Source organism: Variovorax sp. GW458-11-26-14-LB1 (genome assembly GCF_059423965.1).
In genome coordinates, this window is the sequence record NZ_JBWKYW010000031.1 from 48,310 (window position 1) to 72,647 (window position 24,338).

22 protein-coding genes are annotated in these 24,338 nt (G+C 67.7%); 14 read left to right on the top strand and 8 right to left on the bottom strand.

The window, feature by feature from the left end:
• Positions 1-11 precede the first annotated feature (11 nt).
• Positions 12-1,085, bottom strand: coding sequence for an aromatic ring-hydroxylating dioxygenase subunit alpha (locus AC07YS_RS20015; RefSeq protein WP_495267268.1), 1,074 nt, complete (start codon positions 1,083-1,085; stop codon positions 12-14).
• A 350-nt stretch (positions 1,086-1,435) separates the two neighbouring features.
• Here AC07YS_RS20015 and AC07YS_RS20020 point away from each other — a divergent pair, with 350 nt between their 5' ends.
• From AC07YS_RS20020 to AC07YS_RS20030, 3 genes are read left to right on the top strand one after another with little or no spacing between them, the layout of a single operon-like run.
• Positions 1,436-2,464, top strand: coding sequence for an ABC transporter substrate-binding protein (locus AC07YS_RS20020; protein ID WP_495267269.1), 1,029 nt, complete (start codon positions 1,436-1,438; stop codon positions 2,462-2,464).
• Positions 2,461-2,988 (top strand): nucleoside deaminase, encoded by a 528-nt coding sequence (locus tag AC07YS_RS20025; RefSeq protein ID WP_307694592.1) that lies wholly within the window; start codon positions 2,461-2,463, stop codon positions 2,986-2,988. The genes AC07YS_RS20020 and AC07YS_RS20025 overlap by 4 nt, the downstream gene beginning before the upstream one ends.
• A 22-nt stretch (positions 2,989-3,010) precedes the next feature.
• A complete protein-coding gene (locus AC07YS_RS20030; RefSeq protein ID WP_495267270.1) occupies positions 3,011-3,841 on the top strand; it encodes an urease accessory protein UreD in 831 nt (276 codons plus the stop codon).
• Between the two features lie 20 nt (positions 3,842-3,861).
• Here AC07YS_RS20030 and AC07YS_RS20035 read toward each other — a convergent pair whose 3' ends face one another.
• The 3 genes from AC07YS_RS20035 to AC07YS_RS20045 all read right to left on the bottom strand — a co-directional run bounded on the left by AC07YS_RS20035 (position 3,862) and on the right by AC07YS_RS20045 (position 6,001).
• Complete coding sequence (locus AC07YS_RS20035) at positions 3,862-4,362, bottom strand: hypothetical protein (protein ID WP_495267271.1); 501 nt, start codon at positions 4,360-4,362, stop codon at positions 3,862-3,864.
• 52 nt (positions 4,363-4,414) lie between these two features.
• Positions 4,415-4,834, bottom strand: coding sequence for a sel1 repeat family protein (locus tag AC07YS_RS20040; RefSeq protein WP_495267272.1), 420 nt, complete (start codon positions 4,832-4,834; stop codon positions 4,415-4,417).
• Positions 4,835-4,948: 114 nt separating this feature from the next.
• On the bottom strand, positions 4,949-6,001 hold the full coding sequence (locus tag AC07YS_RS20045) for a YeiH family protein (RefSeq protein ID WP_495267273.1): 1,053 nt from the start codon (positions 5,999-6,001) through the stop codon (positions 4,949-4,951).
• A gap of 70 nt (positions 6,002-6,071) precedes the next feature.
• On the opposite strand from AC07YS_RS20045, the gene AC07YS_RS20050 reads away from it, so the two are divergent.
• Entirely contained in the window at positions 6,072-6,956 is an 885-nt protein-coding gene (locus tag AC07YS_RS20050) for a LysR substrate-binding domain-containing protein (protein WP_095946697.1), read from the top strand.
• Between the two features lie 56 nt (positions 6,957-7,012).
• Here AC07YS_RS20050 and AC07YS_RS20055 read toward each other — a convergent pair whose 3' ends face one another.
• Positions 7,013-7,219 carry a YbdD/YjiX family protein gene (locus AC07YS_RS20055; protein WP_062472123.1) on the bottom strand — a complete coding sequence of 69 codons (207 nt, stop codon included), beginning with the start codon at positions 7,217-7,219 and terminating at the stop codon, positions 7,013-7,015.
• A gap of 17 nt (positions 7,220-7,236) precedes the next feature.
• Positions 7,237-9,309: a carbon starvation CstA family protein gene (locus AC07YS_RS20060; RefSeq protein ID WP_095744137.1), complete on the bottom strand. Its 2,073-nt coding sequence runs from the start codon at positions 9,307-9,309 to the stop codon at positions 7,237-7,239.
• Between the two features lie 230 nt (positions 9,310-9,539).
• On the opposite strand from AC07YS_RS20060, the gene AC07YS_RS20065 reads away from it, so the two are divergent.
• The 9 genes from AC07YS_RS20065 (at position 9,540) to AC07YS_RS20105 (ending at position 19,613) form a co-directional block, all read left to right on the top strand.
• Positions 9,540-9,944 carry a type IV pilin protein gene (locus AC07YS_RS20065; RefSeq protein ID WP_495267274.1) on the top strand — a complete coding sequence of 135 codons (405 nt, stop codon included), beginning with the start codon at positions 9,540-9,542 and terminating at the stop codon, positions 9,942-9,944.
• Positions 9,938-10,492: a type IV pilus modification protein PilV gene (gene pilV / locus AC07YS_RS20070; RefSeq protein WP_070061625.1), complete on the top strand. Its 555-nt coding sequence runs from the start codon at positions 9,938-9,940 to the stop codon at positions 10,490-10,492. Before AC07YS_RS20065 ends, pilV begins: the two co-directional genes overlap by 7 nt.
• Positions 10,489-11,619, top strand: coding sequence for a PilW family protein (locus AC07YS_RS20075; protein WP_495267275.1), 1,131 nt, complete (start codon positions 10,489-10,491; stop codon positions 11,617-11,619). The genes pilV and AC07YS_RS20075 overlap by 4 nt, the downstream gene beginning before the upstream one ends.
• Positions 11,616-12,233 carry a pilus assembly PilX family protein gene (locus AC07YS_RS20080; protein WP_095744134.1) on the top strand — a complete coding sequence of 206 codons (618 nt, stop codon included), beginning with the start codon at positions 11,616-11,618 and terminating at the stop codon, positions 12,231-12,233. Before AC07YS_RS20075 ends, AC07YS_RS20080 begins: the two co-directional genes overlap by 4 nt.
• A 26-nt stretch (positions 12,234-12,259) precedes the next feature.
• Positions 12,260-15,337 carry a pilus assembly protein gene (locus AC07YS_RS20085; RefSeq protein WP_495267276.1) on the top strand — a complete coding sequence of 1,026 codons (3,078 nt, stop codon included), beginning with the start codon at positions 12,260-12,262 and terminating at the stop codon, positions 15,335-15,337.
• A gap of 4 nt (positions 15,338-15,341) precedes the next feature.
• A complete protein-coding gene (locus AC07YS_RS20090) occupies positions 15,342-15,878 on the top strand; it encodes a GspH/FimT family pseudopilin (protein WP_307637243.1) in 537 nt (178 codons plus the stop codon).
• Between the two features lie 118 nt (positions 15,879-15,996).
• Positions 15,997-16,845: a DUF6502 family protein gene (locus AC07YS_RS20095; protein ID WP_495267277.1), complete on the top strand. Its 849-nt coding sequence runs from the start codon at positions 15,997-15,999 to the stop codon at positions 16,843-16,845.
• Positions 16,842-18,218 carry a DUF5666 domain-containing protein gene (locus AC07YS_RS20100; RefSeq protein WP_495267278.1) on the top strand — a complete coding sequence of 459 codons (1,377 nt, stop codon included), beginning with the start codon at positions 16,842-16,844 and terminating at the stop codon, positions 18,216-18,218. Before AC07YS_RS20095 ends, AC07YS_RS20100 begins: the two co-directional genes overlap by 4 nt.
• 105 nt (positions 18,219-18,323) lie before the next feature.
• The gene (locus tag AC07YS_RS20105) at positions 18,324-19,613 is read left to right on the top strand and encodes an FAD-dependent oxidoreductase (RefSeq protein ID WP_495267279.1); all 1,290 of its coding nucleotides are present in this window, start codon (positions 18,324-18,326) and stop codon (positions 19,611-19,613) included.
• Between the two features lie 22 nt (positions 19,614-19,635).
• Here the strand turns inward: AC07YS_RS20105 and AC07YS_RS20110 are convergent, their stop codons facing one another.
• Both AC07YS_RS20110 and AC07YS_RS20115 read right to left on the bottom strand, forming a co-directional pair.
• Entirely contained in the window at positions 19,636-20,193 is a 558-nt protein-coding gene (locus AC07YS_RS20110) for a C40 family peptidase (RefSeq protein WP_095744131.1), read from the bottom strand.
• A gap of 106 nt (positions 20,194-20,299) precedes the next feature.
• Complete coding sequence (locus tag AC07YS_RS20115) at positions 20,300-20,947, bottom strand: DUF938 domain-containing protein (RefSeq protein ID WP_495267280.1); 648 nt, start codon at positions 20,945-20,947, stop codon at positions 20,300-20,302.
• Between the two features lie 357 nt (positions 20,948-21,304).
• Between AC07YS_RS20115 and AC07YS_RS20120 the strand changes: the two genes are divergently transcribed.
• Entirely contained in the window at positions 21,305-24,238 is a 2,934-nt protein-coding gene (locus AC07YS_RS20120) for a KAP family NTPase (RefSeq protein WP_495267281.1), read from the top strand.
• The last annotated feature ends 100 nt before the right edge of the window (positions 24,239-24,338 follow it).

Here is a 24,338-nt window from a genome sequence, read left to right on the forward strand (position 1 = left end):
CGGTCTCCCGTTCAGGCGGCCTTCGCGATCGGGATCGTCAGGCCCCGGTGCACCTCTGCCTCGCCGTGCCTGGCCAGCAGCTGCATCAGGTGCTTGCGGATCAGCATGCCCGGCCGGTCGGACTCCATCGAGTACTCCACGCCGCGCCGGCGCGTGTCGACCAGCGCATCGGGGTCGGTCGACTCGAGGATGTCCTTGTCCTCGCGCGTGATCTCCTCGTCGAAGTCGATCAGCATCTGCGCCGCGCAGTCGGCCTCGGTGTCGTTGCGGAACAGCCACTGGCACAGCTGCATGCGCCCGTCGTCGATGGGCGTGAAGCAGTTGATGATGATGTGGCGGACGCCGCTCGGGTACTCGATGTCGAGCCGGCGCGAAAACGGCAGGAAGTAGGCGTTGCGCATGTGGCGCGTGGTGATCGCGTCGGTCACGCCGCTGATGGCGTGGAACTTCACCGGGTTGGTCGCTTCGATCACCGTCTCGGCATGGAAGCCCGACTCGTTCTCCACCAGCTCGTACTTGCTGGGCTTCGGGCTCGCGGCCACGCCGAAGGTGGCGCGGTGCACGAAGCTGAAGTGCGAGTTGTCGAAGGAATTTTCGAGCGCGCGCATCGGGCTGGTCTGCCACTCCTCGTAGAACTGGAAGATGGTGCGGTAGCCCGGGTCGTCGAACTCGGGAATGGCCGGGATGTCGGCGATGGGCTCTTCCAGCGCCACCCAGGCGTAGCCGTAGCGCGCGGTGCAGGGGTAGGCCGTGGTCTTGTACTCGGGAGAAATCTTGCGGTCGGGCCCGTACTGCGGAATGCGCACCACCTGGCCGCTGCGGTCGTAGGTCCAGCCGTGGTAGCCGCACTGGATCGCGCCCTGCCCGCAGGCCTTGCCTTCGCCGTCCACGCACCAGCCCTTCGAGAGCTTCGCAGTGCGGTGGCAGCAGCGGTCGCGCAGGGCAGCCGGCTGGCCGTCGGCGTCGAGAAAGAGAACGATGTCTTCGCCCAGCAGCCGGAAGGGCTTGGGGCCGTGGGCCAGTTCGGTGAGCGGCATGACGGCATGCCAGAACTTGCGGAAGACGGGTTGTCGGGTGACGAGCATGGGCGAACTCCTTCGTTGTTGCGTGGGGGAACGAACGTGAAAGAGCAATTTCCTGCTTCGTCGGCATGCCCGATGAAAGGCATGCGCGAGGCTGAACGCTTCTACTCTGCGCCGATCGACTTGCAATTAGCGCGCCCGGATTGTGGCGCGCCCTTGTCGCGCGTCCAAGCCCCGCGCCGCCATGCCCGAGCGCCGCACCCTGGCATGCCTCATGCAAGACAGCGAGCAAGAGTAGAAGCGTTCAGCAGCGCACGCACCATCCCCGTGCGCCCGCCCGGAAATTGCTCTTGAGGCGCCTCCCGCCCGCGGTGGGAGGCATCCGTCAAGACCACCGACTCCGAGGCCCCACCATGCAACGCCGATCCTTTCTTGCCGCCGCTGCCGCCACCCTCGCCGCCCCTGCCGTGTTCGCGCAGGGCGGCAAGCTCACACCGCTGAAGTTCACGCTCGACTTCCGCATCAACGGCCAGACCGCGCCCTTCTTCCTGGCGCAGGCCAAGGGCTACTACCGCGACGAGGGGCTGGACGTGACGATCGACACCGGCGCCGGCTCGGTCGCGTCGATCACCCGCATCGCCAGCGGCGTCTACCAACTGGGCCTGGGCGACATCAGCTCGCTGGTCGAGTTCAACGCACAGAACCCGGGCACGCCGGTGGTGCAGGCCGTGTACCAGTACTACAACCGTGCACCGTTCGTGATCATCGGGCGCAAGGACCGTGGCGTGACGACTGACTTCAAGAGCCTCACCGGCAAGAAGGTGGCGGCCGCCGCCGTCGAGTCCACGCGCCGCGCCTGGCCGATGGTGGCGCGCCGGCAGGGCATGCGCGGCGACGCCTTCCAGTGGCAGACCACCGATTTCAGCGCGCGCGACAACGTGATGGTGCGCGGCGACGTCGATGCCGCCACCTACTTCCACGACTCGGCCGTCTCGCTCTTCGCGCGCATGAAGGCCGACGAGCTCTCGGTGCTCAAGTACGCGGATGCGGGCGTCAACCTGTACGGCAACGCGATCCTGGCGAGCAGCAACCTCATCGCGCAGAACCCGAAGGTGGTGGCGGCTTTCTTGCGCGCCACCAACCGCGCCATCGTCGAGACCTTTGCCAACCCGGTGCCCAGCATCGCGGCCATGCGCCAGCGTGAACCGATCCTGGACGAGAAGGTCGAACTCGAACGCTGGGGCCTCACGGCGCAGTACGTGGGCGCGGCGGACACGCGCGGCCACGGGCTGGGCGACATCCGCAAGCTCACGCTCGAACAGCAGGTCGACGAGGTGGCCGACACCTTCGGCCTGAAGACGCGGCCCTCGGCCGATGCCCTCTTCAACGGCGCGATGCTGCCTGCGCGCAGCGAGCGCCTTCTTCCCGCACCCAAGGCATGAACCTTCCTGACAGCTCCATCCCCGCCCTCCCCGAAGAAACCACGCTCGATGAGCGCGACGGCCGCTACCTGCGCAAGGCCATTGTGTGGTCGCATGCCGCGCGCCGGCGCGGCAACCGGCCCTTCGGCTCGGTCATCGTCTCGGCCGCCGGCGAAGTGCTGGCCGAGGCCGCGAACAGCAACGCCGAAACCGGCGACTGCACCGCGCACGCCGAAGTGAACGCGCTGCGCGCATTGGCCGGCCGCGGCCTCACGCGCGAAGAGCTGGCCGGCGCCACGCTCTATGCCTCGGGCGAGCCTTGCGTGATGTGCGCGGGCGCGATCTTCTGGTCGAACATCGGCCGCGTGGTCTTCGGCATCGACGCGCAGCGGCTGCGCGTGTTCCGCGGCGAGCGGCAGGACCAGCGCGACGCGGAACTGTCGTGCCGCGACGTGTTCCGTGCCTCGCCGCATCCGATCGAGTGCATCGGGCCTGCGCTCATCGATGAAGCGGCTGCCGCGCACGACGGCGCCTGGAAGACCTGAGCCGGCGCACTAGACTCCCCGCATGCCCTGGCACGCCCGTCTCCACCTCGCCTACCAAAAAGAAGCCGACCGCAGCGTCGCCCGTTTCCGCCACGACGGACCGCTGCGCATCCTGCAGAGCCTCTACCCCGAGGGCGATGCCGTGTGCCACAACGTGCTGGTACATCCGCCGGGCGGTCTCGTGGGCGGCGACACGCTCGACATCGACATCGAGGCCGCCGACGGCAGCCACGGCCTGATCACCACGCCCGGCGCCTCGCGCTTCTACCGCTCCGAAGGCGAGACCGCGCTGCAACGCACGCGCATCCGCCTCGCACCGGGCGCGCGGCTCGAATGGCTGCCGCTCGAAGCCATCTGCTACAGCGGCTGCCAGGCCGAGAACCGGCTCACGCTCGAGGTCGCACCGGGCGCCGAGATGATCGGCTGGGACGTGTGCGCGCTCGGCCTGCCGAATGCCCACCAGCCCTTCGAACGCGGCACCTACCTGCAGCACATCGAAGCGCCCGGCGTGTGGCTGGAACGCGGGCGCATCGACGCCAGCGACCACCGCCTGCTGCAAAGCCCGCTGGGGCTGGGCGGCCACCGCTGCCTCGCTTCGCTGTTCGTCGTGACGGGTTCGCCGATGGCCAAGGCACGGCGCGAAGCCCTGCTGGCGCAGGCGCGCGGGCTGCTCGACGTGCACGAACTGCACGAGAGCGCGGGCGCGACCAGCCCGCATGCGGAGGTGGTGGTGCTGCGCGTGCTCGCGCCGGTGGTCGAGCCTGCGATGCAGCTGCTGCGGCAGGTCTGGCAGGCGTGGCGCAGCGAGCTGTGGCAACTGCCGGCGGCCACGCCGCGCATCTGGGCGACCTGAGAAGCGGGCGGCGGTCGCCGCTACTTTCGTGTCTTCAGGCGGTAGGTACCGTTGAACGGATACGGGGACGAACCGTTCTGCCCCACCGCCTGCACGTCGACCGTCAGCGTGTTGCCCGAGAAAACGAGCGCGCCCGTGAGGCGCGGCCTGCGCTCCTTCTCGTAGTGCTCCCGCAGCCGGAGATCGACAGGGTGCGTGGAAGGCGCCTTCTTCTCGGCCGCCTTGTCGAACTCGCTCACCTCGTACACCGAGGCGTCGGCTGCGTCGATGCGCCCTTCGATCGACGGCACCCGGATGCGGGATTCAAGTTCGTAGCTGCGGTGGAAGATCAGCGACACAGGGTCATGCACCATCAAGCCCCGGGTGGCGTAGAGCGTGACCTCGTAGCCGTCGGCGATCCGGGTGACGGTCGCGTCGGGCTTGTTGCCTGTTGCCGTGCACCCGGCCAGCGCAAACACGAGCGCGAACAGGAGCCAGGACACGGTGCGCATCAGTCGGTCCGCGGGGGAAGGAGTGGGCATGCAACGGCGCGCTCGTGAAGGAGCGCCGAGTATGGCCGCGCCGCGCCCGCCATCAACCGCAGGCGATCTTTCCGGACGGCGCGCTGCGCAGCCTGTTGAGAAACGCCAGCTGCACCCTGGCCGTTTCGCTGCCCTGCCCGGCGGCGCGCAGCATCCACGTGCGCGCTTCGCAGCGGTCGGCCTTCACGGCCGATCCGTACAGCGTGGGCCCCGTCAGCAGCACCATGCCCAGCATCTCCTGCGCCTCGGGATGGCCTTCGGTGGCGGCCTGGCGCAGTTGCTCGAGCATCGTTCGGTAGTCGCGTGCGGCCTGCGCTTCGAGGGCGAGCTGGTAGCGCTGCTCGGTCTGCAGGTCGACGTTCGCGTCGAAGGGCTTGGCCGCGGCGATGGCGGCGACCAGGCACAGCGCGCCTGACAGAAAGATGCGCCAGCGCAGCGACCAACTGGCGATCTGGTTGAGTTCGGATGACATCGGTTTTTCTCCACGGGTTGTGTGGCACCGATGGTCCCGCGAAGGCGCGCGCAGGAGAAACTGGAATTCACGCAGGACGCCTCAGGCGGCGCCTGAGCCCTGCGCGAAATTCGTTCAGAACATCGCCAGCACGGCGGCGTTCACCGCATAGCCGCCGGCCGCCAGGAACACGAACAGCAGCGCCCCCAGCTTGAGCGGTTGCGCCCCCGCCTTGCGCAGGCTCGCGGCGCTGGTGCGCAGGCCCATCGCGGCCATGGCGGTGGCCAGCAGCAGCGTGTCGAGCTGCACCAGCGCGGCGACGAGTGCGTGCGGCAGCACGTCGAGCGAATGCACGGCGCTCACGGCGATGAACAGCACGGCGAACCATGGCACGCGCACCTGGCGCCAGCACGCGCCCACGCTCGCCGCGCCCGGTGTCGAGGCCGCCACGCGGAACGACAGGCCCATGAGGAACGGCGCCAGCATCATCACGCGCAGCATCTTCTCGACCACCGCCGCGTTCGCCGCGCCCGGGCTCACGGCCTCGCCCACCGCGACCACCTGCGCCACCTCGTGGATGGTGGAGCCCGCGAAGAGACCGAAGGCATGCTCCGTGAGGCCGAGGTACGGATAGACCAGCGGGTACGCCACCATCGACAGCGTGCCGAACACGACCACCGTGGCGACGGCGATCGACACCTTGTGCTCTTCGCCGCGCACCACAGGCTGCGTGGCCATCACGGCGGCGGCGCCGCAGATGGCGCTGCCCGCACCGATGAGCGCGGCCGTCTCGCGGTCGAGCCCCAGCCAGCGCGTGCCGATGCGCACGGCGAGGCCGAAGGTCAGCGCCACCATCGCCATCGCGATCAGCACGCCGGGCCAGCCGACGGCGCCGATGTCGCTCAGCGAGATGCGAAAGCCGTAGAGCACGATGCCCGCGCGCAGCAAGGCGCTGCGCGCGAAGTCCACGCCGGCGCCGGTGCGCGCCGACACCGCGGGGAACACCGTGTTGCCCGCCACCATGCCCAGCGCGATGGCCAGCGTGAGCGCGCTCAGGCCCAGGTGCACCATCGGCGGCCACTCGGCCAGCAGCGCGGCGGCGGCCGCCAGCAATGCAGACAGCAACACGCCGGGGCCGCAGCGGCGAACGAAGGAGAAACCGGGCAAGGAGGCGGCAAGGGAGGACATGGACCCGACTTTAGGAATCGACACCCCATGAGTCAAAGACATAAACTTCACCAATGCATGAAGTTAAGTTATGACCCTCAACCTGCACCTGGTGCGCCTGTTCGTCGCCGTGGCCGAGGCGGGCAGCTTCTCGCGCGCGGCCGAGGGCCTGTGGATCAGCCAGCCGGCGGTGTCCAAGGGCATCCGCGAACTGGAGCACCAGCTCGACCTGACGCTCATCGAGCGCGGCGCGGGCAAGGGCTTTCGGCTCACCGAGGCGGGCGCGTCGCTGCTCACGCATGCGCGCGGCATCTTCGCGATGGAGCGCGCGGCGCTGGACGACGTGCGTGCGCGCGTCGGCGTGCAGCGCGGCAGCCTCACGCTGGGCGCCAGCACCACGGTGGCGAGCTACTGGCTGCCGCCGCAGATCGCGGCCTTCTGCGCCGCCTACCCGGCGGTGGTGCCGCGCGTCACGGTCGGCAACACGCAGTGGGTGTGCGAGCAACTGCTCGAATGCCGCATCGACCTCGCGCTGGTCGAGGGCCGCGTGGACGAGGAGCGCGTGGAAGTGCGCGAATGGACCACCGACCCGCTCGCCATCGTCGCGCCGCCCGATGCCGCGCTGCCCCGGCGCGGCGTGACGGCCGCACTGCTGGGCCGGCAGAACTGGATCCTGCGCGAGCCCGGCTCAGGCACGCGCCAGGCCACCGAGGCGCTGTGCGCGGCGCACGGCATCGACGCGCCGCCATGGATGGAAATGGCGAGCAACGAAGCCATTGCGCGCACCGTGGCCAGCGGGGTCGGCATCTCGATGCTGCCGCGCGTGGTGGTGGCCGACATGCTCGCGCTGGGCACGTTGCGCGAGCTGAAGCTGCCGGGCGCGGTGCTGTCGCGGCCGCTGTACCGGCTGGCCTTGAAGAACCGGCCGCTCTCGCCGGCGGCGCTGCGGATGGCGCAGATCCTCGACGCCTCGTGACATGAAAAAAGGGCGCACCACGTGCGCCCTTTTTCGTTGTTGTCGGCCAACTGCCGCTAGCAGCAGCGCCCCTTGCCCGCGCCGTAGCGCGCCTCGAGCCGCTCGCGAAAGAACTCCTCGTAGCTCATCGGCGCCCGGTCCGGGTGGGTGGCCGCCATGTGCGTCAGGTAGACGTCGTAGTCGGGCAGCCCGACCATGAGCCGCAGCGACTGCTTGATCGAGCGGGCGATGTAGCGCCCGGCTTCCGGCATGGCGAGGCCCATGGCGTGCTTGCGTCCGGTCAGTGGGCGGCGGACGAGGCCGCGCCCATCGCCTCGAACGGCGTCTCCTGCGTGGTCGGCCGGTTGGCGGCGCGGGCCGCCAGGCAGGCCTTGATGCTGTAGACCAGCACGCTCAGCACCACGAAGATGAAGAGCGCGCACAACGCCGCGTCGAGCCGGTCGTTGAAGACGATGCGCGACATGGCTTCGGGCGTCTTGGCCGGCGCGATCAGCACGCCGTTGGCCAGGCCGTCGGCGTACTTCGCGGCGTGCGACAGGAAGCCGATCTTCGGATCGCTCGAGAAGATCTTCTGCCAGCCCGCCGTCAGCGTGCAGGCCAGCAGCCACACGGCCGGCGCCGCCGCCACCCAGGCGTAGCGCTCGCGCTTCATGCGGAACAGCACGACCACACCCAGCATCAGCGCCACCGCGGCCAGCATCTGGTTGGAGATGCCGAACAGCGGCCACAGCGTGTTGATGCCGCCCAGCGGATCGACCACGCCCTGGTACAGGAAGTAGCCCCAGGCCGCCACGCACAGCGCGGTGGCGATCAGGTTGGCCGGCAGCGAGTCGGTGCGCTTGAGCGCGGGCACGAAGCTGCCCAGCAGGTCCTGCAGCATGAAGCGGCCGGCGCGCGTGCCGGCGTCCACCGCCGTGAGGATGAAGAGCGCCTCGAACAGGATCGCGAAGTGGTACCAGAAGGCCATCATGGCCTGCCCGCCGATCACCTGGTGAAGGATGTGGGCCATGCCCACGGCCAGCGTCGGCGCGCCGCCGGTGCGCCCGAGGATGGTGGTCTCGCCCACGTCCTTGGCCGTCTGCAGCAGCATCTCGGGCGTGACGACGAAGCCCCAGCCGGAGATCGTTGCCGCGGCCTGTTGCACCGTGGTACCGACCAGCGCGCCCGGGCTGTTCATCGCGAAGTAGATGCCCGGCTCGATGCACGAGGCCGCCACCAGCGCCATCACGGCGACGAACGATTCGGCCAGCATGCCGCCGTAGCCGATGAAGCGCGCGTGGCGTTCGTTGTCCAGCATCTTGGGCGTGGTGCCCGAAGAGATCAGCGCGTGGAAGCCCGAGACGGCGCCGCAGGCGATGGTGATGAACAGGAACGGGAACAGGCTGCCCGACCACACCGGGCCGTTGCCCTGCGCAAACTGCGTGATCGCGGGCATCTGCAGCGTGGGCATCACGACCACGATGCCGATCGCCAGTGCGATGATGGTGCCGATCTTCAGGAAGGTCGAGAGGTAGTCGCGCGGCGCCAGCAGCAGCCACACCGGCAGGCTGGCGGCCACGAAGCCGTAGCCCACGAGCATCCAGGTGAGCGCCTTGCCGTCGAAGGTGAAGGCCGGGCCCCACACCGGGTGCTGGCTGACCCACTGGCCGCCGAAGATGGCCGCCATGAGCAGCACGAAGCCGATCACCGACACCTCGCCGATGCGGCCCGGGCGGATGTAGCGCAGGTACACGCCCATGAACAGCGCCACCGGAATCGTCGCGGCCACCGTGAAGCTGCCCCACGGCGATTCGGCCAGCGCCTTCACCACGATCAGGGCCAGCACCGCCAGGATGATGATCATGATCATGAAGGTGCCGAACAGCGCGATCATGCCGGGCACCACGCCCATCTCCTGCTTGACCAGGTCGCCCAGCGAGCGGCCGTCGCGGCGCGTGGAGATGAACAGGATGATGAAGTCCTGCACCGCCCCCGCGAACACCACGCCCGCCAGCACCCACAGGAGGCCGGGCAGGTAGCCCATCTGCGCAGCGAGCACCGGGCCCACCAGCGGACCGGCGCCCGCGATGGCCGCGAAGTGGTGGCCGAACAGCACATTCTTGTCGGTCGGCACGTAGTCCAGGCCGTCGTTGTGGCGGTGCGCGGGCGTCTTGCGGTTGGCGTCCAGCCCCAGCACCTTGTCGGCGATGAACAGGCTGTAGTAGCGGTAGGCGATCAGGTAGGTGCAGAGCGCGGCGGTCACGACCCAGAGGGCGTTGATGCTTTCCCCCCGGCTCAGGGCGACGGTGCCCAGCGCAAAAGCGCCGAGCACGGCCACGGCCAGCCACACCAGATGGCGGCGAATGTTGGGCATGCGGATGTCTCCTCGATATGAACCGGGCGAGTGTTCCCCGCCCGCCGCCGGGCCGCATCCGTCGGACTGCGCGGGCCGGGCGGGTGGAATTGCCTAATGGATAACCCCTATCCGCGCCCGGATCGCCTCCGCCGGACAGCCGCCGGAAGCGCCGCAAATCCGTTGCGCTCACATTAGATGTGATAAATTCACATTCACTAACAATGTGAAACATCTCTGACGAGTCCACGATGACCCAGCATTCGCAGGCGCGCGCCCCCCGCGGCTTCACATTGATCGAGGTCATGATCACGGTGGCCATCGTGGCCATCCTGGCGTCGATCGCCCTGCCCAGCTACCGGCAGTACATCGTGCGATCGAAGCGCTCGGCGGCCCAGGCGCAGATGATGGACATCGCCAACCGGCAGCAGCAGTTCCTCATTGCCAACCGCAACTACGCCGACAAGACGGCACTGACCACCAGCGGCTACAGCCTGCCCGCCGAGGTCAGCAGCAACTACAGCTACGACGTCACGCTGCAGGATTCCGGCCCGCCCACCTTCACGATCACCTTCACCGCGATCGGCAGCCAGGTGGGCGACGGCAACCTCGGGCTCACCAGCGAAGGCGTGAAGACGCCGTCCAACAAATGGTGAGCCCCGCCCTGCGGCGCCAGCGCGGCGCCACGCTGATCGAAGTGCTGGTCACCCTGCTCGTGCTGGCCTTCGGCCTGTTCGGCCTCGTGGGCCTGCAGGCCCGGCTGCAGGCCTCCGAGATGGAGTCGTACCAGCGCTCGCAGGCGCTGATCCTGCTCAACGACATGGCCAACCGCATCGCCATCAACCGCCGCGTGGCGGCCAGCTACGCCACGAGCGCACCGCTGGGTGGCACCGATGCCTGCCCCACCGGCACCGGCACGCGCCAGCAGATCGACGCCAAGGAGTGGTGCAACGCGCTGCAGGGCGCGGCCGAGTTCTCGGGCAACGACAAGCTGGGCACCGTGATCGGCGGACGCGGCTGCGTGGAAGACATGGGCAACAACGAGTACCTCGTGACGGTCGCCTGGCAGGGCCTGGGGCCGATCTCGGCGCCGCCGGCCGGCGTGGCCTGCGGCAAGGACCTCTACGACACCGGCACCAAATGCATCAACGACCTGTGCCGCCGCACCGTGACCACGCTCGTGCGCATCGGATCGCTCTCATGAACCCGCGCCCCACCGCACGCCGCGCCCAGCGCGGGCTGACGCTGATCGAGCTGATGGTGGCCATCACCATCATGCTCATCGTGATGGCCGCGCTGCTCACGCTGTTCCTCAACGTGAGCGGCTCCCAGCGCGAGATGGAACGCGTCAACCGCCAGATCGAAACCGGACGCCTGAGCATCTTCGTGCTCGAGAACGAGATCTCGCACGCGGGCTTCTGGGAAAACTACATGCCCGAGTTCGACGACCTCACGGTCAGCGCCGCGCCCACGCACGTGCCCACCGGCAACGTGCCCGACCCGTGCCTGGCCTACTCGGCGGCGAACTGGACCGAGGACTACAAGCGCCAGCTGCTCGACCTGCCCGTGCAGGTCTACAGCAGCGTGCCGGCCACCTGCACCGACCTGCTGACGCACCACAAGACCGGCACCGACATCCTCGTGGTGCGCCATGCCGAAACCTGCCTGCCCGGCACGCCCCATTGCGACGCCGACGTGGCCGGCGCGATGTACTTCCAGTCGTCGTTGTGCGGCACGCAAAAGCCCTCGTCGTTCGACCTCTCGACCGGCGCCTTCGACCAGATGTTCCTCAAGGACTGCACCAGCGCCTCGCCCAAGCGCAAGCTGGTGGCCGACATCTACTACGTGCGCGACTACGCCGAGGCCGAAAACGACGGAATTCCCACGCTGGCACGCTCGCGCTTCGACCTGGTGGGCGGCACGCTCGCGCAGCAACCGCCCACGGCGCTGATCGAAGGCGTCGAGGGCTTTCGCGTCGAGCTCGGCCTGGACACGCTGAGCAAGACCGGCGCCGCCGTCAACTACACCCAGGCCATCGCCTGGGCCGACCCGGCGAACAAGTCCACCCCTTCCAACCGCGGCGACGGCAGCCCCGACGGCGCCTTCGTGCACTGCGGCGCGACCTGCACCGCCGACCAGCTGGTCAACGCGGTGGCCGTGAAGCTGTATGTGCTCGCGCGCGCCACCGCCATCTCGCCGGGCCACACCGACACGCGCAGGTACCAGATGGGTGCCGTGGCGCTCGGGCCGTTCAACGACCACTACAAGCGGCACGCGTTCGCGACCACCGTGCGCCTGACCAACGTCACCGGCCGGAGGGAAACGCCATGAAGCCACGCGTGCACGCCGGCCGCTCCACCCAGACCCAGCGCGGCGCCGCGCTGATCATCGGGATGATCATGCTGCTGCTGATCACGCTCGTGGTCACCGCCGCCTTCAACCTCAGCGGCGCCAACCTCAAGGCCGTGGGCAACCTGCAGACCCGCAACGAAGCCGTGGCCGCCGCCAACCGCGCGATCGAGGAAGTCGCGGCCAGCCTGCTGGTGCCCGGCAGCGATGGCACCCCGTCGCTCGCGCCGCCGCAGGGCACCGTGAGCATGGTCGACATCAACAACGACGGCTTGAACGACTACACGGTCACCGTCGCCCCGCCCGTGTGCGTGCGCGCCACCAAGGCCGTCGACAGCGGCGGCGGCGGCAGCACGGGCCCAGGCGGCATCACGGGCGGCGCCTCCAGCAGCGGCTCGGGGCTCGCGGCCCTGCCCGACCAGTACAACGCCGTGTGGGACATCAGCACCACCGTGACCGACACCACCCCCGGCGCCACCGGCACCACCACCTCCGTGCGCCAGGGCGTGCGGGCGCTGCTCAACAAGGCGCAGTTCGAAGCGCTGTGTGCGCCGCCACCTGCCGCACCAGCCGAACCTGCGCCTGCCCCCCCTTGAACCACGACGATGAACGGGCCCCCGCCATGACAAGAAAACTACTCACCACGCTGTGGGCCGCCGTGCTGCTCGCGTTGCCGATGCAGGCTGCGCAGGCGGAGGACATCGATCTCTTCGTGGGCTACAACCCCGCCGTCACCCAGGCCCCGAACGTGCTGTTCGTGCTGGACAACACGGCCAACTGGAACCAGCCCTTCACCGCCGAGCTCAACGCGCTCGCCAGCGCCTTCGAAAGCCTGCAGGCCGACAAGTTCAAGGTCGGCCTGATGATGTTCACCGAGACCGGCCAGGGCAATTCGAACAGCGACGGCGGCTACGTGCGCGCCGCGGTGCGCACGCTCGACAGCGGCACCAAGCTCAAGTACGGCGCCATGATCCGCAGCCTGGACAAGGTGGCCGACAAGTCCAACGGCGGCAAGGCCGGCAAGACCATGGCGGAGGTCTACCGCTACCTGGCCAGCGCCGCGCCCATCGCCGGCAACGGCAAGGTCAAGACCGACTACACCGGCAACGTGAGCGGCACCGCGGCATCGAAGGCCATCTACGCGCTCACGCGCAACGCCCTGGCCAGCGTCAACGCCAGCACCTATGTCGGCCCGAGCACCGAGAACTGCATCGGCACCTTCGTCATCTACATCAGCAACGGCGCAGCGCAGGACAACAACAACGACAACCAGCTCTCCAACGAAGCCCTGCGCGCCGCCGGCGGCAGCACCGCCCAGATCACGCTCAGCCCCAGCGGCTCGCAGGACAACACGGCCGACGAATGGGCGCGCTTCCTGCAGACCAGCATGGGCGTCAAGGTCTACACCATCGAGGCCGCCAAGGCCACCCAGGGCCAGGGTCCGGGCTGGAGCGCGCTGCTGCAGAGCATGGCCAAGCAGAGCAACGGCGAGTACTACGACCTCTCGAGCAAGCCCGAACTCGGCGCCGCGCTCGGCGAGGCGCTGGACGACATCTTCAGCAAGATCCAGTCGGTCAACAGCGTGTTCTCCTCGGTGAGCCTGCCCGTGAGCGTGAACACCCAGGGCACCTACCTGAACCAGGTGTTCGTGGGCATGTTCCGCCCCGACGAGAACGCCTTTCCGCGCTGGAACGGCAACCTCAAGCAATACAAGCTCGGGCTGGACAGCAGCAGCCAGCTGATCCTGCAGGACGCGGACGACAAGAACGCGGTGAACAACCAGACCGGCTTCATCGCGCCCTGCGCGCGCAGCTTCTGGACACCCGCCGCCAGCGACAGCGACGCCTACTGGAGCTTCCGGCCGTCCGGCGACTGCCTCAAGAAGGAAGCCGCGGACAGCCCCGACGGCAACGTGGTGGAAAAAGGCGCGCAGGGCTACATGCTGCGCGGCGTCGTGCCGGCCGTGCGCAACATGAAGACCTGTGCGGCGGGCAGCTGCACCGCGCTCACCGCCTTCGACGACGCCAACACGGCCATCACCACGACCGCGCTCGGCATCGCCGCGGACGCGACCGCGGACCGCACCAAGCTCATCAACTGGGCGCGAGGCCTGGACAACAAGGGCGACGAACGGCCCAACGCCCAGGGCAACCCGGTGCCCTCGAGCGCCATGCGCCCGTCGGTGCACGGCGACGTCGTGCACTCGCGCCCGGTGGCCATCAACTACGGCACCGACGCCGCGCCCCAGGTGGTGGTGTTCTACGGCGGCAACGACGGTGTGCTGCGCGCCATCAACGGCAACCGCAACACGGCCATCGGCGGGGCCGCCGCAGGCTCCGAGCTGTGGTCGTTCATGCCGCCCGAGTTCTACGGCAGCCTCAAGCGGCTGTACGACAACACCACGCGCATCAACTTCCCCGGCCTGCCCGTCAGCCTGGGCACGGTGGCGCCCAAGCCCTACGGCATGGACGGCGCGGTCGCGGCCTACCGCCAGGGCAGCACCGCCTGGCTCTACGCCAGCATGCGCCGCGGCGGCCGGCTGGTCTACGCCTTCGACGTCTCGTCGCCCGCCGCGCCCACGCTGAAGTGGCGCAAGGGCTGCCCCAACCAGAACGACGACACCGGCTGCGACACCGGCTTCGAAGGCATCGGCCAGACCTGGTCGGCGCCGAAGGTGCTGCGCGCCACCGGCTACGGCAGCGGCAGCAGCCCTCTGCTGGTCTTCGGCGGCGGCTACGACAAGTGCGAAGACGTCGACACCAACAGCGCCGCCCAGGCCTGCGGCACCGGCGTGAAGGGCAACCGGATCTACGTGCTCGACGCCAACACCGGCGCGCAGCTCAAGGTGTTCACCACCGCCCGCCCCGTGGTCGGCGAAGTGACGGTGGTCACCGACGCCCTGGGCATCGCCACCATCGCCTACGCCGCCGACCTGGGCGGCAATGTCTACCGCATCGCCATCGGCAGCGCGACCCCGTCCGCCTGGGCCATGACCCAGATCGCCTCGCTCGGCTGCGACACGGTAACCACCTGCACGCCCAACCGCAAGTTCATGTTCGGCCCCGACGTGGTGGCGGACAACGGCGCCTACGTCGTGCTGCTGGGCTCGGGCGACCGCGAGAAGCCGCTGCGCCACTACAACGTCGCGCTCGGCGTGGCCAACCGCTTCTACATGCTGGTCGACAAGCCCACCGACGCCACCTGGCTGACCAGCGAGGCCGACCGCTGCGGCACCGGCAACGAGGTGCTGTGCCATACCTCGCTGCAGGCCATCACCGACGCGAGCACGCCGAGTTCGTCCGACCTCGCCACCAAGAAGGGCTGGTACCTCGGGCTCGCAGCGGGCGAGCAGGTCGTCACCGGCTCGGTGACCGCCTACGGCATCACCACCTTCAACACCCACACGCCCACCAACCCCAACACGCAGTCGTGCCGCGCCGACCTGGGCACCGCGCGGGTCTACAACGTGTCGTACGTCAACGCGGCCGCCCAGGGCACCAACGGGCGCTTCCAGAACGTGGTGGGCGGCGGCCTCGCGCCCACGCCGGTCGTGGGTCGCGTCCAGCTGGACGGCGATGGCGGCATGCGCGACGTGGTCATCGGCGCCAACCCCGACTCCTTCCTCAGCCCCAAGGGCACCGCCCCCAAGGCCGCCTTCAAGCAGCCCAAGGGCCGGGTCTACTGGTTCATCCAGAAGTAACGCCGTGCACCCGCGCATGCGCAACCACCACCCCAGGCAGGCCCGCAACCGGCCGCGCGGCTTCACGCTCATCGAGCTGATGGTCACGCTGGCCGTGCTGGTGGTGCTGATCGCCATTGCCGTGCCCTCGTTCGACGGCATCCGGCTGTCCACCCGCCTGAGCAGCTACAGCACCGCGCTGGTCGCGGGCAGCCAGCTGGCGCGCAGCGAGGCCATCAAGCGCAACGCCCCCGTCACCCTGTGCGCCTCGGCCAACGGCACCAGCTGCAGCACCAACGGGCAGTGGGAAGCAGGCTGGATCGTGCGCAGCGACACGCAGGTGCTGCGCGTCGAGCCCGCGGCCGCCAGCGGCTACCGGCTGCGCGAGGCCGGCGGCGCCAGCGCCGTCGTGTTCCAGGCCACCGGCCTGGGCGCCGGCCAGAGCCGCATCACCATCTGCCGCGCCACCCCGAGCGCCGACCAGTCGCGCGCCGTGAGCATCAGCGCCACGGGGCGCACCACCGTCACCCGGTCCAGCGGCGGCACCTGCGCCGCGACCTGACCCGGCCGGCCGAGGGGGTCCGCCGGACGAACGACAATAGGGCCCTGTGGCAAGCCCGGGCGCCGGTCCCGCCTCTCTTGCCTTGACGACCTTCACCAGGAACAACGCTCCCGCATTCATGGAACACCGGCTGGACTGGGCCCTTGCCGCCTGCGCTCGCATCCTCAGGCCCGTGGTCCGGCTGGCGCTGGGCATGGGCGTCAAGCACCCGCACCTCGAAGCCCTGCTGCGCGACCTGCTCATCGAGGAAGCCCAGCGCACCTGGCGCGCCCAGGGCGTGACCAAACCCAACCTCAGCCAGATTTCGGTCACCACCGGGCTGAACCGCAAGGTCGTCACCGCCAAGGTCCGCGCCACCGTCGACCCCCTGCCCCACACCGAGCTGTCAGCGGCCGCCAAGACTTTTACGTTGTGGTTACAGATGACCACCGACGACGACTCCCTGCGCCGCCTGCCCGTCGTCACCGAGGGTGACGGGCCCTCGTTCGAGCGCGTGGCCCGCCTGGCCAGCCGGGGCAACGTGCACCACCGCACCATCCTCGACGAGCTGGTGCGCCTGCAGATGGTGGCCGAGAGCGACGGCAGCGCCGAACTCACGGCCGACGGCTTCGTGCCGGTCGAAGACCTGCAGTCGATGCTCGCCTTCCTGGGCGACAACGGCCGCGACCACCTGCTGGCAGCCGTCTCCAACACCCTGGGCGAGACGCCCCGCATGCTCGAGCGCGCCGTGTACGCGCGCGGGCTCACGCTGGCCGACTGCACGACCATCGAACGCCTCGTGCGCGAACGCTGGGCCGGTCTGCACCACGAGCTGGCCCGCGAGATGACCGAAGCCGTCGACCGCGTGCCCCCCGAGGCCAAGGCCACCGCGAAGGCGCGCATCCGCGTCGGCATCTACACGTATTACGAAGACGAAGAAGGCGCGCCCGCCCCTGGCGCGCCCCAGCACAACGAGTCCCCCCGATGAACACGCCTCCCCTCTCCTTGCGACTCGTGCGCGGCCTGCTGATGGCCGGCGCCATGGCCCTGCTTCTGTCCTGCGGGGGAGGCGGCGGTGGCAGTGGAGGCGGCGGCACATTGGGTTTCGGCACCGCCGGCACCACGGCCACCGGTAACGGCAACGGCGGTGGGGGCGGCGACGGCGGCTCGGGTGACGCCGGCTCCGGCAGCGGCACGGGCAATGGCAGCACCGGAAGCACCGGCGGCGGCGACAGCACCGCCGGCAACACCAACGGCGACGGCTCGGGCGTGGGCTCCGGCGGCACCGGCGTGACCGCCGACGCGGCCGGCATCGGCGCGGCCGACGGCCTGGGCAGCGTGATCCTCAACGGCCTGCGCTACAACACCGACAGCGCCACCTTCAGCCTCGAGGACACCACCGAGCTGCAGATCGGCATGAGCGCGCGCATCGCCGGCAAGGTCGACGCCGACTTCAACAACGGCATCGCCGCCACGGTCGTCTCGGCCGCCGAGTTGCGCGGCGCCGTGTCGGCCATCGACCTGAAGGACGGCAGCTTCACCGTCATGGGCGCCCGCGTGACCACCGACAACGCCACCGTCTGGGGCGACGCCAAGGGCGCCGGCGACCTGGTCGACGGCGCCGTGGTGCAGGTGTGGGGCCTGCCCGCCGCGCCGGGCACGCTGCGCGCCACGCGCGTGCAGGTGGCGCCCACCACCACCGCCCCGCTGGTGACCGGCACCGTGCAGAACCTCGACCGCGGCGGCCAGCAGTTCACGCTCGGCCTGTTGACCGTCGACTTCGGCGGCGCCGCTTTCGGCCCCGGCATCGACGCCGCCAGCCTGGCCAACGGCGCCCTCGTGCGCGTGCGCGGCACGGCGGCGCCGGCCGCCGGCCGCTTCACCGCCACCCAGGTGCAGGGCTGGTACGCCATTCCCTCGGCCGACGGCATCGCGCTGCAGCTGGCGGGCGTGGTCACCGACTTCGCCGCGCTCGGCGACTTCCGCGTGCTGGGCAACAAGATCGACGCACGCAACGCCCAGATCACCGGCGGGCCGAGCGGCTCCATCGGCAACGGCGTGAAGGTCGAGGTCGACGGTTTCCTCTCGGGCCAGGTGCTCGTGGTCAAGAAACTGCGCATCCGCCACGTGCCCGGCACCGGCGGGCCGGTGTCGTTCACCGTGATCGGCGCCATCGGCGGCTACGTGTCGGCCGCCGACTTCACCGTGCGCGGCCAGCGCGTGGATGCCAGCGGCTCCGGTACCATCTTCGAAAACGGCACCGCCGCGGACTTGGGCAACGGCAAGCGCGTGACCGTCGTCGGCGACCGCGTGGTCGAAGGCGTGCTCATCGCCCAGCGCGTAAGCTTCATGCAGCCCTGAGGTCCGGGCCCCGGCGGTCCGGCCGCGCAGTGCATGCACCCAGGGTGCACGCACCGCGCCCCCACAGGCCACGCCACCCATGGCGCGACCGGATCGATCGGAGCCATGGACACACACACCACCTCTGCGCCCGCTCCCACGTCGCCCCGCTGCTGCATTGCCGGCGGCGGCCCGGCCGGCATGGTGCTGGGCCTGCTGCTTGCGCGCGCGGGCGTGCCCGTCGTCGTGCTCGAGAAACACCTCGATTTCCTGCGCGACTTCCGGGGCGACACCGTGCACCCCTCCACCCTCGAAGTGCTGCACGAACTCGGCCTGCTCGACGCCTTCCTGCAGCGCCCACACAACCGCATCGAAGAACTGCGCGGCACCTACGAAGGCCGCGGCGTGACCATTGCCGACTTCAGGCGGCTGCCCACGCACGCCCGCTTCCTGGTGCTCATGCCGCAGTGGGAGTTCCTGGACTTCATGTGCGACGAGGCGCGGCGCTACCCCGGCTTCGAGCTGTGGACCGACGCCGAGGCCGTCGGCCTGCTGCAGGACAAGGGCCGCGTCAACGGCGTGAAAGTGCGTGTCGGCGCCCGCAGCCCCGACAGCGGCGGCCCGAAGGACATCGAGCTGCACGCCTCCCTCATCGTGGCCGCCGACGGCCGCCACTCCACCCTGCGCGACGCGGCGGCGCTGCCGCACATCAGCTACGGCGCGCCCATCGACGTGCTGTGGATGCGCGTTCCCAAGCTGCCCGGCGACCCCGAAGCCACCGGCGGCCACATCGCCGCGGGCCACCTCCTGGTGACGCTCAACCGCGGCGACTACTGGCAATGCGCCTTCGTCATCCGCAAGGGCGGCAGCGCCGAACTGCAGTCGCGCGGCATTGCCGCCTTCCATGCCGAGATCGCGCGCATCGCACCCTTCTTCGCCACGCGCCTGCCCGAGGCCCTGCCCGACTGGGAGGCCGTGAAGCTGCTCGAAGTGAGCGTCGACCGGCTCGAATCGTGGTCGTGCCCTGGCCTGCTGTGCATCGGCGACGCCGCGCACGCCATGTCGCCCGTGGGCGGCGTCGGCATCAACCTCGCCGTGCAGGACGCCGTGGCCGCCGCCAACCTGCTGGCCGCGTCGCTGGCCGGCAGCGCCACCGACAAGGAAATCGACAACCTGCTGCCCCAGCTGCAGCGCCGCCGCGAATGGCCCGTGCGCGTCACCCAGGCCGCGCAACGGCTCGTGCAGGACCGCGTGCTGATGCCCGTGCTCAGCCGCAAGGCGGCGGCATCGACCGCGCCCCGCCCCATGCCCTGGCCCCTGCGCCTGCTGGGACGCTGGCCGTGGCTGCGCACCCTGCCCGCGCGCGCCGTGGGCATCGGCGTGCGGCCCGAGCACGTGCAATCGCCGCGCGCGTGACGCGCGAATCAGGTTCGCCGAATCAGCCCGGCCGTCGCGCCTGCGTCGGCTGGCGCGACCAGTACACGCCGTCGAGCCGGTCGAGCCGCACCTCGCCCCCCGTGGACGGCGCGTGCACGAAACGCCCGTCGCCCACATAGATGCCCGCATGCGTGGGCGACGCCGAGCCGAACAGCACCAGGTCGCCCGAGCGAAGCTCCGACATCGGCACCGGCCGGCCGAAGCCCGCCATGCGCGACACCGTGCGCGGCGGCACCTGCCCCACGCTGTGGCGGTACACGTAGCCGATGAGCCCGCTGCAATCGAACCCGCCCTCGGGCGAGTTGCCGCCATAGCGGTACGGCGTGCCGACCAACCCCAGCGCATGGATCGTGATGCTGTTCGACTGCTCCGACGTCAACGGCGGGATGTTGCTGCTGGGCACCGAACCACCGGGCGCGCGCGCGGGCGGCGGGCTCGCGCAGCCGACGGCCAGGAGGCAGGCGGTGACAGCGGGAATCAGTCGGAACAGGAGCCGCTGCTGCAGCAGCGACAGCGATGCGGGGGAATGAGGAGGCGTCGGCAATGGTGTGTCGAGCATGGGCGCAGGCCGGTCTTGTGGACGTGGCCCGACTCTAGCGCGAGTGGGCCGGATCGCAATGCAGAGCCCCTTGGCGGGCGACAACGCCCTCGCCCTTCCTCGCCAATCAGCTGAAGCCGAAGACCAGCAGCAGGTTGTTCGCCGGCATCGCGTGCCGCTCGCGCAATGCGAGGCCGACACGGCGCGCTTCTGCCACCACGTCGTCGAGCCGGCGAATGCCCCACGCGGGATTGCGCGCGCGCAGGTCTTCGTCGAACGCCAGATTGCTCGGCGCCGTGGGGCCGTGCTGTGCTTCGTCTTCGAAGTAAGGCCCGTAGGTGATCAGCACACCGGTGCCGGCATGCAGATGCCGCGCGGCACCGGCCATGAGCGCGGCGCAGGTGGGCCAGGGTGCGATGTGCAGCATGTTGGCGCAGTAGATGGCGTCGAACTTTTCTTCCTCTTTGCCTTCTTGAGCGAACGCGGGGCCTTGCGAGGGCCACTGCGGCGCCATCACGTCGAGCAGCAGCGGCGGGCGCAGATTGGGCAGCGCGGCTTGCTCGACGCGACTAGCGATCGCGGTGAGCGAGCGGGCGTCTGCATCGGTGGGCTGCCAGGTCCATGAGGGCATGGCGGCGGCGAACCAAGCGGCGTGTTGGCCTGTTCCGGAGGCGATTTCCAGGGCGGTGCCGCGCTCATCGAGGATGCGGGTCAGAGCATCGAGGATGGGTTGTTTGTTGCGGTCTGCGGCGGGGCTGAAAGGGAGGTTGGGCATCCGAAGAGATCTCAGGCTAATGCGGCTGAAAGGGTATCGAAGTAAAAGCGCTCTACCGGCTTCTGTGATTTATCGATGTATGCATGACAGCGATTTCCCGCATCCGAAGGATTCACGCGAATAGGTACTATTGGTCAGGACCGGTCAATCGCAGTCCGAATAACCACTGATCAAGTGATGGCAGATTAGTGAGCCCCGTCCGACCGAGCATCAGGTTTCATCCTAGACAGACATCCAAACGTCAGCACAGAGCACCTCCGCACTGGGGGCCCGGGCCGACAATCATGAACAACGCTGCTCACCGGAGCACCCATAGAGGGCAAGAGTTTGAAGGATTCGTCGCAGGCACATCTGCAAATGCCGGAGCTTCTCGTATTCGCGAAGGCATTTCTTCTCGGTCTCGTCGCTGCCGAGGTCTTCCGTCTAACGTTTTATCTCGGCGACCGCTTCGCGCCATGGATGTCGGAGCGCGATTTTTGGGTGACACCCGCGTTGATCGTGGCGTGCCTCTCGCTCTGCATTGCCTACTTCGCCAGGCGAGACGGCGTCGCGGCCTCCCGGCGAATCATACGCAGCCGGCGAATTGACCTGCTGATCGCACTCACGCTCGGCTGCTGCGCGAACATTGCGGCTGCGCCGCTTTCGAACAATTTGCACGAACATTTCCAAGAAGCGAATCCATTTTGGGCGCCGATCATCCTTGGGCTCCTCCTGGTGATGCTGACGTCGCCGCTTGTCCGGTCCATGCTCCGTCCGAGGCAATTTGAGCCGCAGCTGCGTTTCCTTCCAGACGATGAAATCGAGGACAAGAATGAGGACGTTCTGGCAATCGAAAAACACGCGAAATCGTTCGCCGAAACGGTCCTTGCGAGCGCCGCGCAACCCGGACTGATCTTTGGGGTGGACGGCCCATGGGGCACCGGCAAGACAAGCTTCATCAACTTAGCTCAACGTTACTGGGAGCTAGAACCGGGCGTCATCGTCTTTCGCTTCGAACCACTGAGATATGCGGCGGATCCCGACCTAGCCGACCGGCTCATACGAGACCTTTCCAGGGTCATTCAGAAAGAGGTCTTCGCACCTGAGTTCACGCCAGTCGCTTCGCGCTATTCCCGGATGCTCAAGGGGAAAGCGGATATTTCGTTCCTTGGTCTCAAACTCTCGCTGGAACCGTCGAGCGAGACCGTAGACGATCTCCTTCAAGAGATTGACGATACGCTGGAGCGCATCAAACGCCGTGTGATCGTTGTCGTCGATGACCTCGACCGCCTCGAACCGAAGGCTGTGAACAACGTACTGTTCACAGCGCGCCGTACCTTCAGGCTTTCTCGTGCGTCGTACATTCTCTGCTACGACACGGAGGTTCTTACGAGTAGCAAGGACGAGGGTGGACGAGCCCGTGAGTTTCTCGAGAAATTCGTGACGGTGAAGCTAAGTCTGTTCGTGGATAGCACCAGCCTCACGAATTTTCTCCGGCGTGACTGGCAGCGTGAAGAGAACAAGCTGACCTCCATTCCTTCCGACACGATGCTAGCCCTAGCATCCATATTGGAGACACTGGCGGAGATCCTAGAGAGTCCGGTCGCGACATACTACCTACCTCTAGTAGGCGATATGCGAAAGATCAAGCGCTTCGTCAACGCCGTCTTGCTTTTGCAACTAGAGAAGACGAACCTGGGACGGACTGATTTCAACCGGCATGATCTGGTCAACTTGATGCTATTGCATCTTGCCTACCCCGGCGTTTTTCGGAGAATCTATGCAGAAGAGACTGCCGGGCGCTCAGGGGCTTTCTCGGTCAAGCGAAATTCAGAGAACCCAAACCTCACGAATGCGTCAGAGTTTTCTTCGGTCATAGAGGCCTACGAAGAAGGCGCTAGGTTCCTCGTGCAGGAGTTGTTCGACGTGAACAAGCTTGAGCTTGAGGAACGAAGAGATCTGGAAGAGGGCGTATTGCGCTCGCGCGCCTGCTTCAACGGAGACGGTCGGAGAAATCTCGAAGCTTTTCTAAAGCTCATTGTCAGGTTCTCAACTCCGGAGCCTCGCGAGACTTTCATCCTTTATCAGGGTGCCGTTAACGATGTGAAAAGTGGCACGCTTGTAGCAACGATCTTCGGCAGGCCAGACTTCGAGTTGACTGCCAACTCCTATGCACATGATCAATTCTGGCGAGTACTCGTCAATCAATCCTATGACTTAACCCGATGGGTTGCCGAAGACGCTATCGATACGCTGGTGGCCTACCTCCCTCGCTACTCATCGCTAGATGCGCATGACCGAGGTCTCCGCCAACGATCTGTCCACTCGCTATTGAGACTTCTCGATAGAGCAGGATGGGGACGGACAGACGGGAAACGATTACCGAACACCGGTGAGAACGTCGTCGAAGTGGCTCGCCGCATACTGGGAGAAGGCAAGTATGAGGGTCGAGGCCTCATTGCTCGCTTGGCTGCAGAGGATCGCGGCGTCTTAGGTTGGAACGACCTCTCGATATTCAGGTTGTACTGCTCCGCCGATCGGAGGGGACAGCTTCATGAGCTGCAGACGGCGCTGATAGTGCACGATGACCCGAACGGAGCTACCTCGGGCCTGCTTACGGATCTTGCGTTGCGAGGGATGAGGGAGATCTCTCAAGCGGTGTTCACGCACTTCAAGCGCGTCTACATCGATACCGGTCGCAACTTCCTGGCCGAAGCAAACGCGACCCCAGCTCAAGATTTCGTTGTTGACGACTCCGGGCCGTTGTCGACAACCAACAACGAGTCGGTGAATTTCGAACAAGCCCTCTCTGTAAACGATCAGATTGAAGCGGTGCGTTCAAGCATCAAAGGCTTCGTCGTCTATCAGCTCTGCAACAGCAAACCACCGAATGGATTTGGCGTCGGATGCGGCTTCTATGATGAAGCGGGCTCGGGCAACAAGGCGGGGATTGCGGGCGTGATGAATGCGTACATGTTTGGCACTTGCTTCAACCCAGCGTTGGACCAGAAAAATCGCATGCTCTTCGCCGATCACTGCTTGTCACAACTGCATAGTGCGGCCTTTGCAGGATTGGACGGGGAAGGATTCGTCCCGACAAAAGCTAGCCTGACGTCCGGGTTTGACGAGTCTGCACTATGTGACTACTGGCAGCAACATAGAGCGACCTTCCAAGAGCTCCTCAATGTCGAGAGACGCGTGGTCACCACGAACTACGTCGTGACGTACAAGGACGCCTTGCCCAGAGCATTCCAGGTGCTGGACGAGATGCTCGAATCTCGTTTGGCACTGCCGGCGCAAGACAGCGAATGAAAACAATATTTTGGCAAGGCGACACAATATCGCTCTGGTAGACATCACTCCGCTGGATTTTTCACTCTTCCGGCCGTAGCAGACGGGATATCGCTTTCGT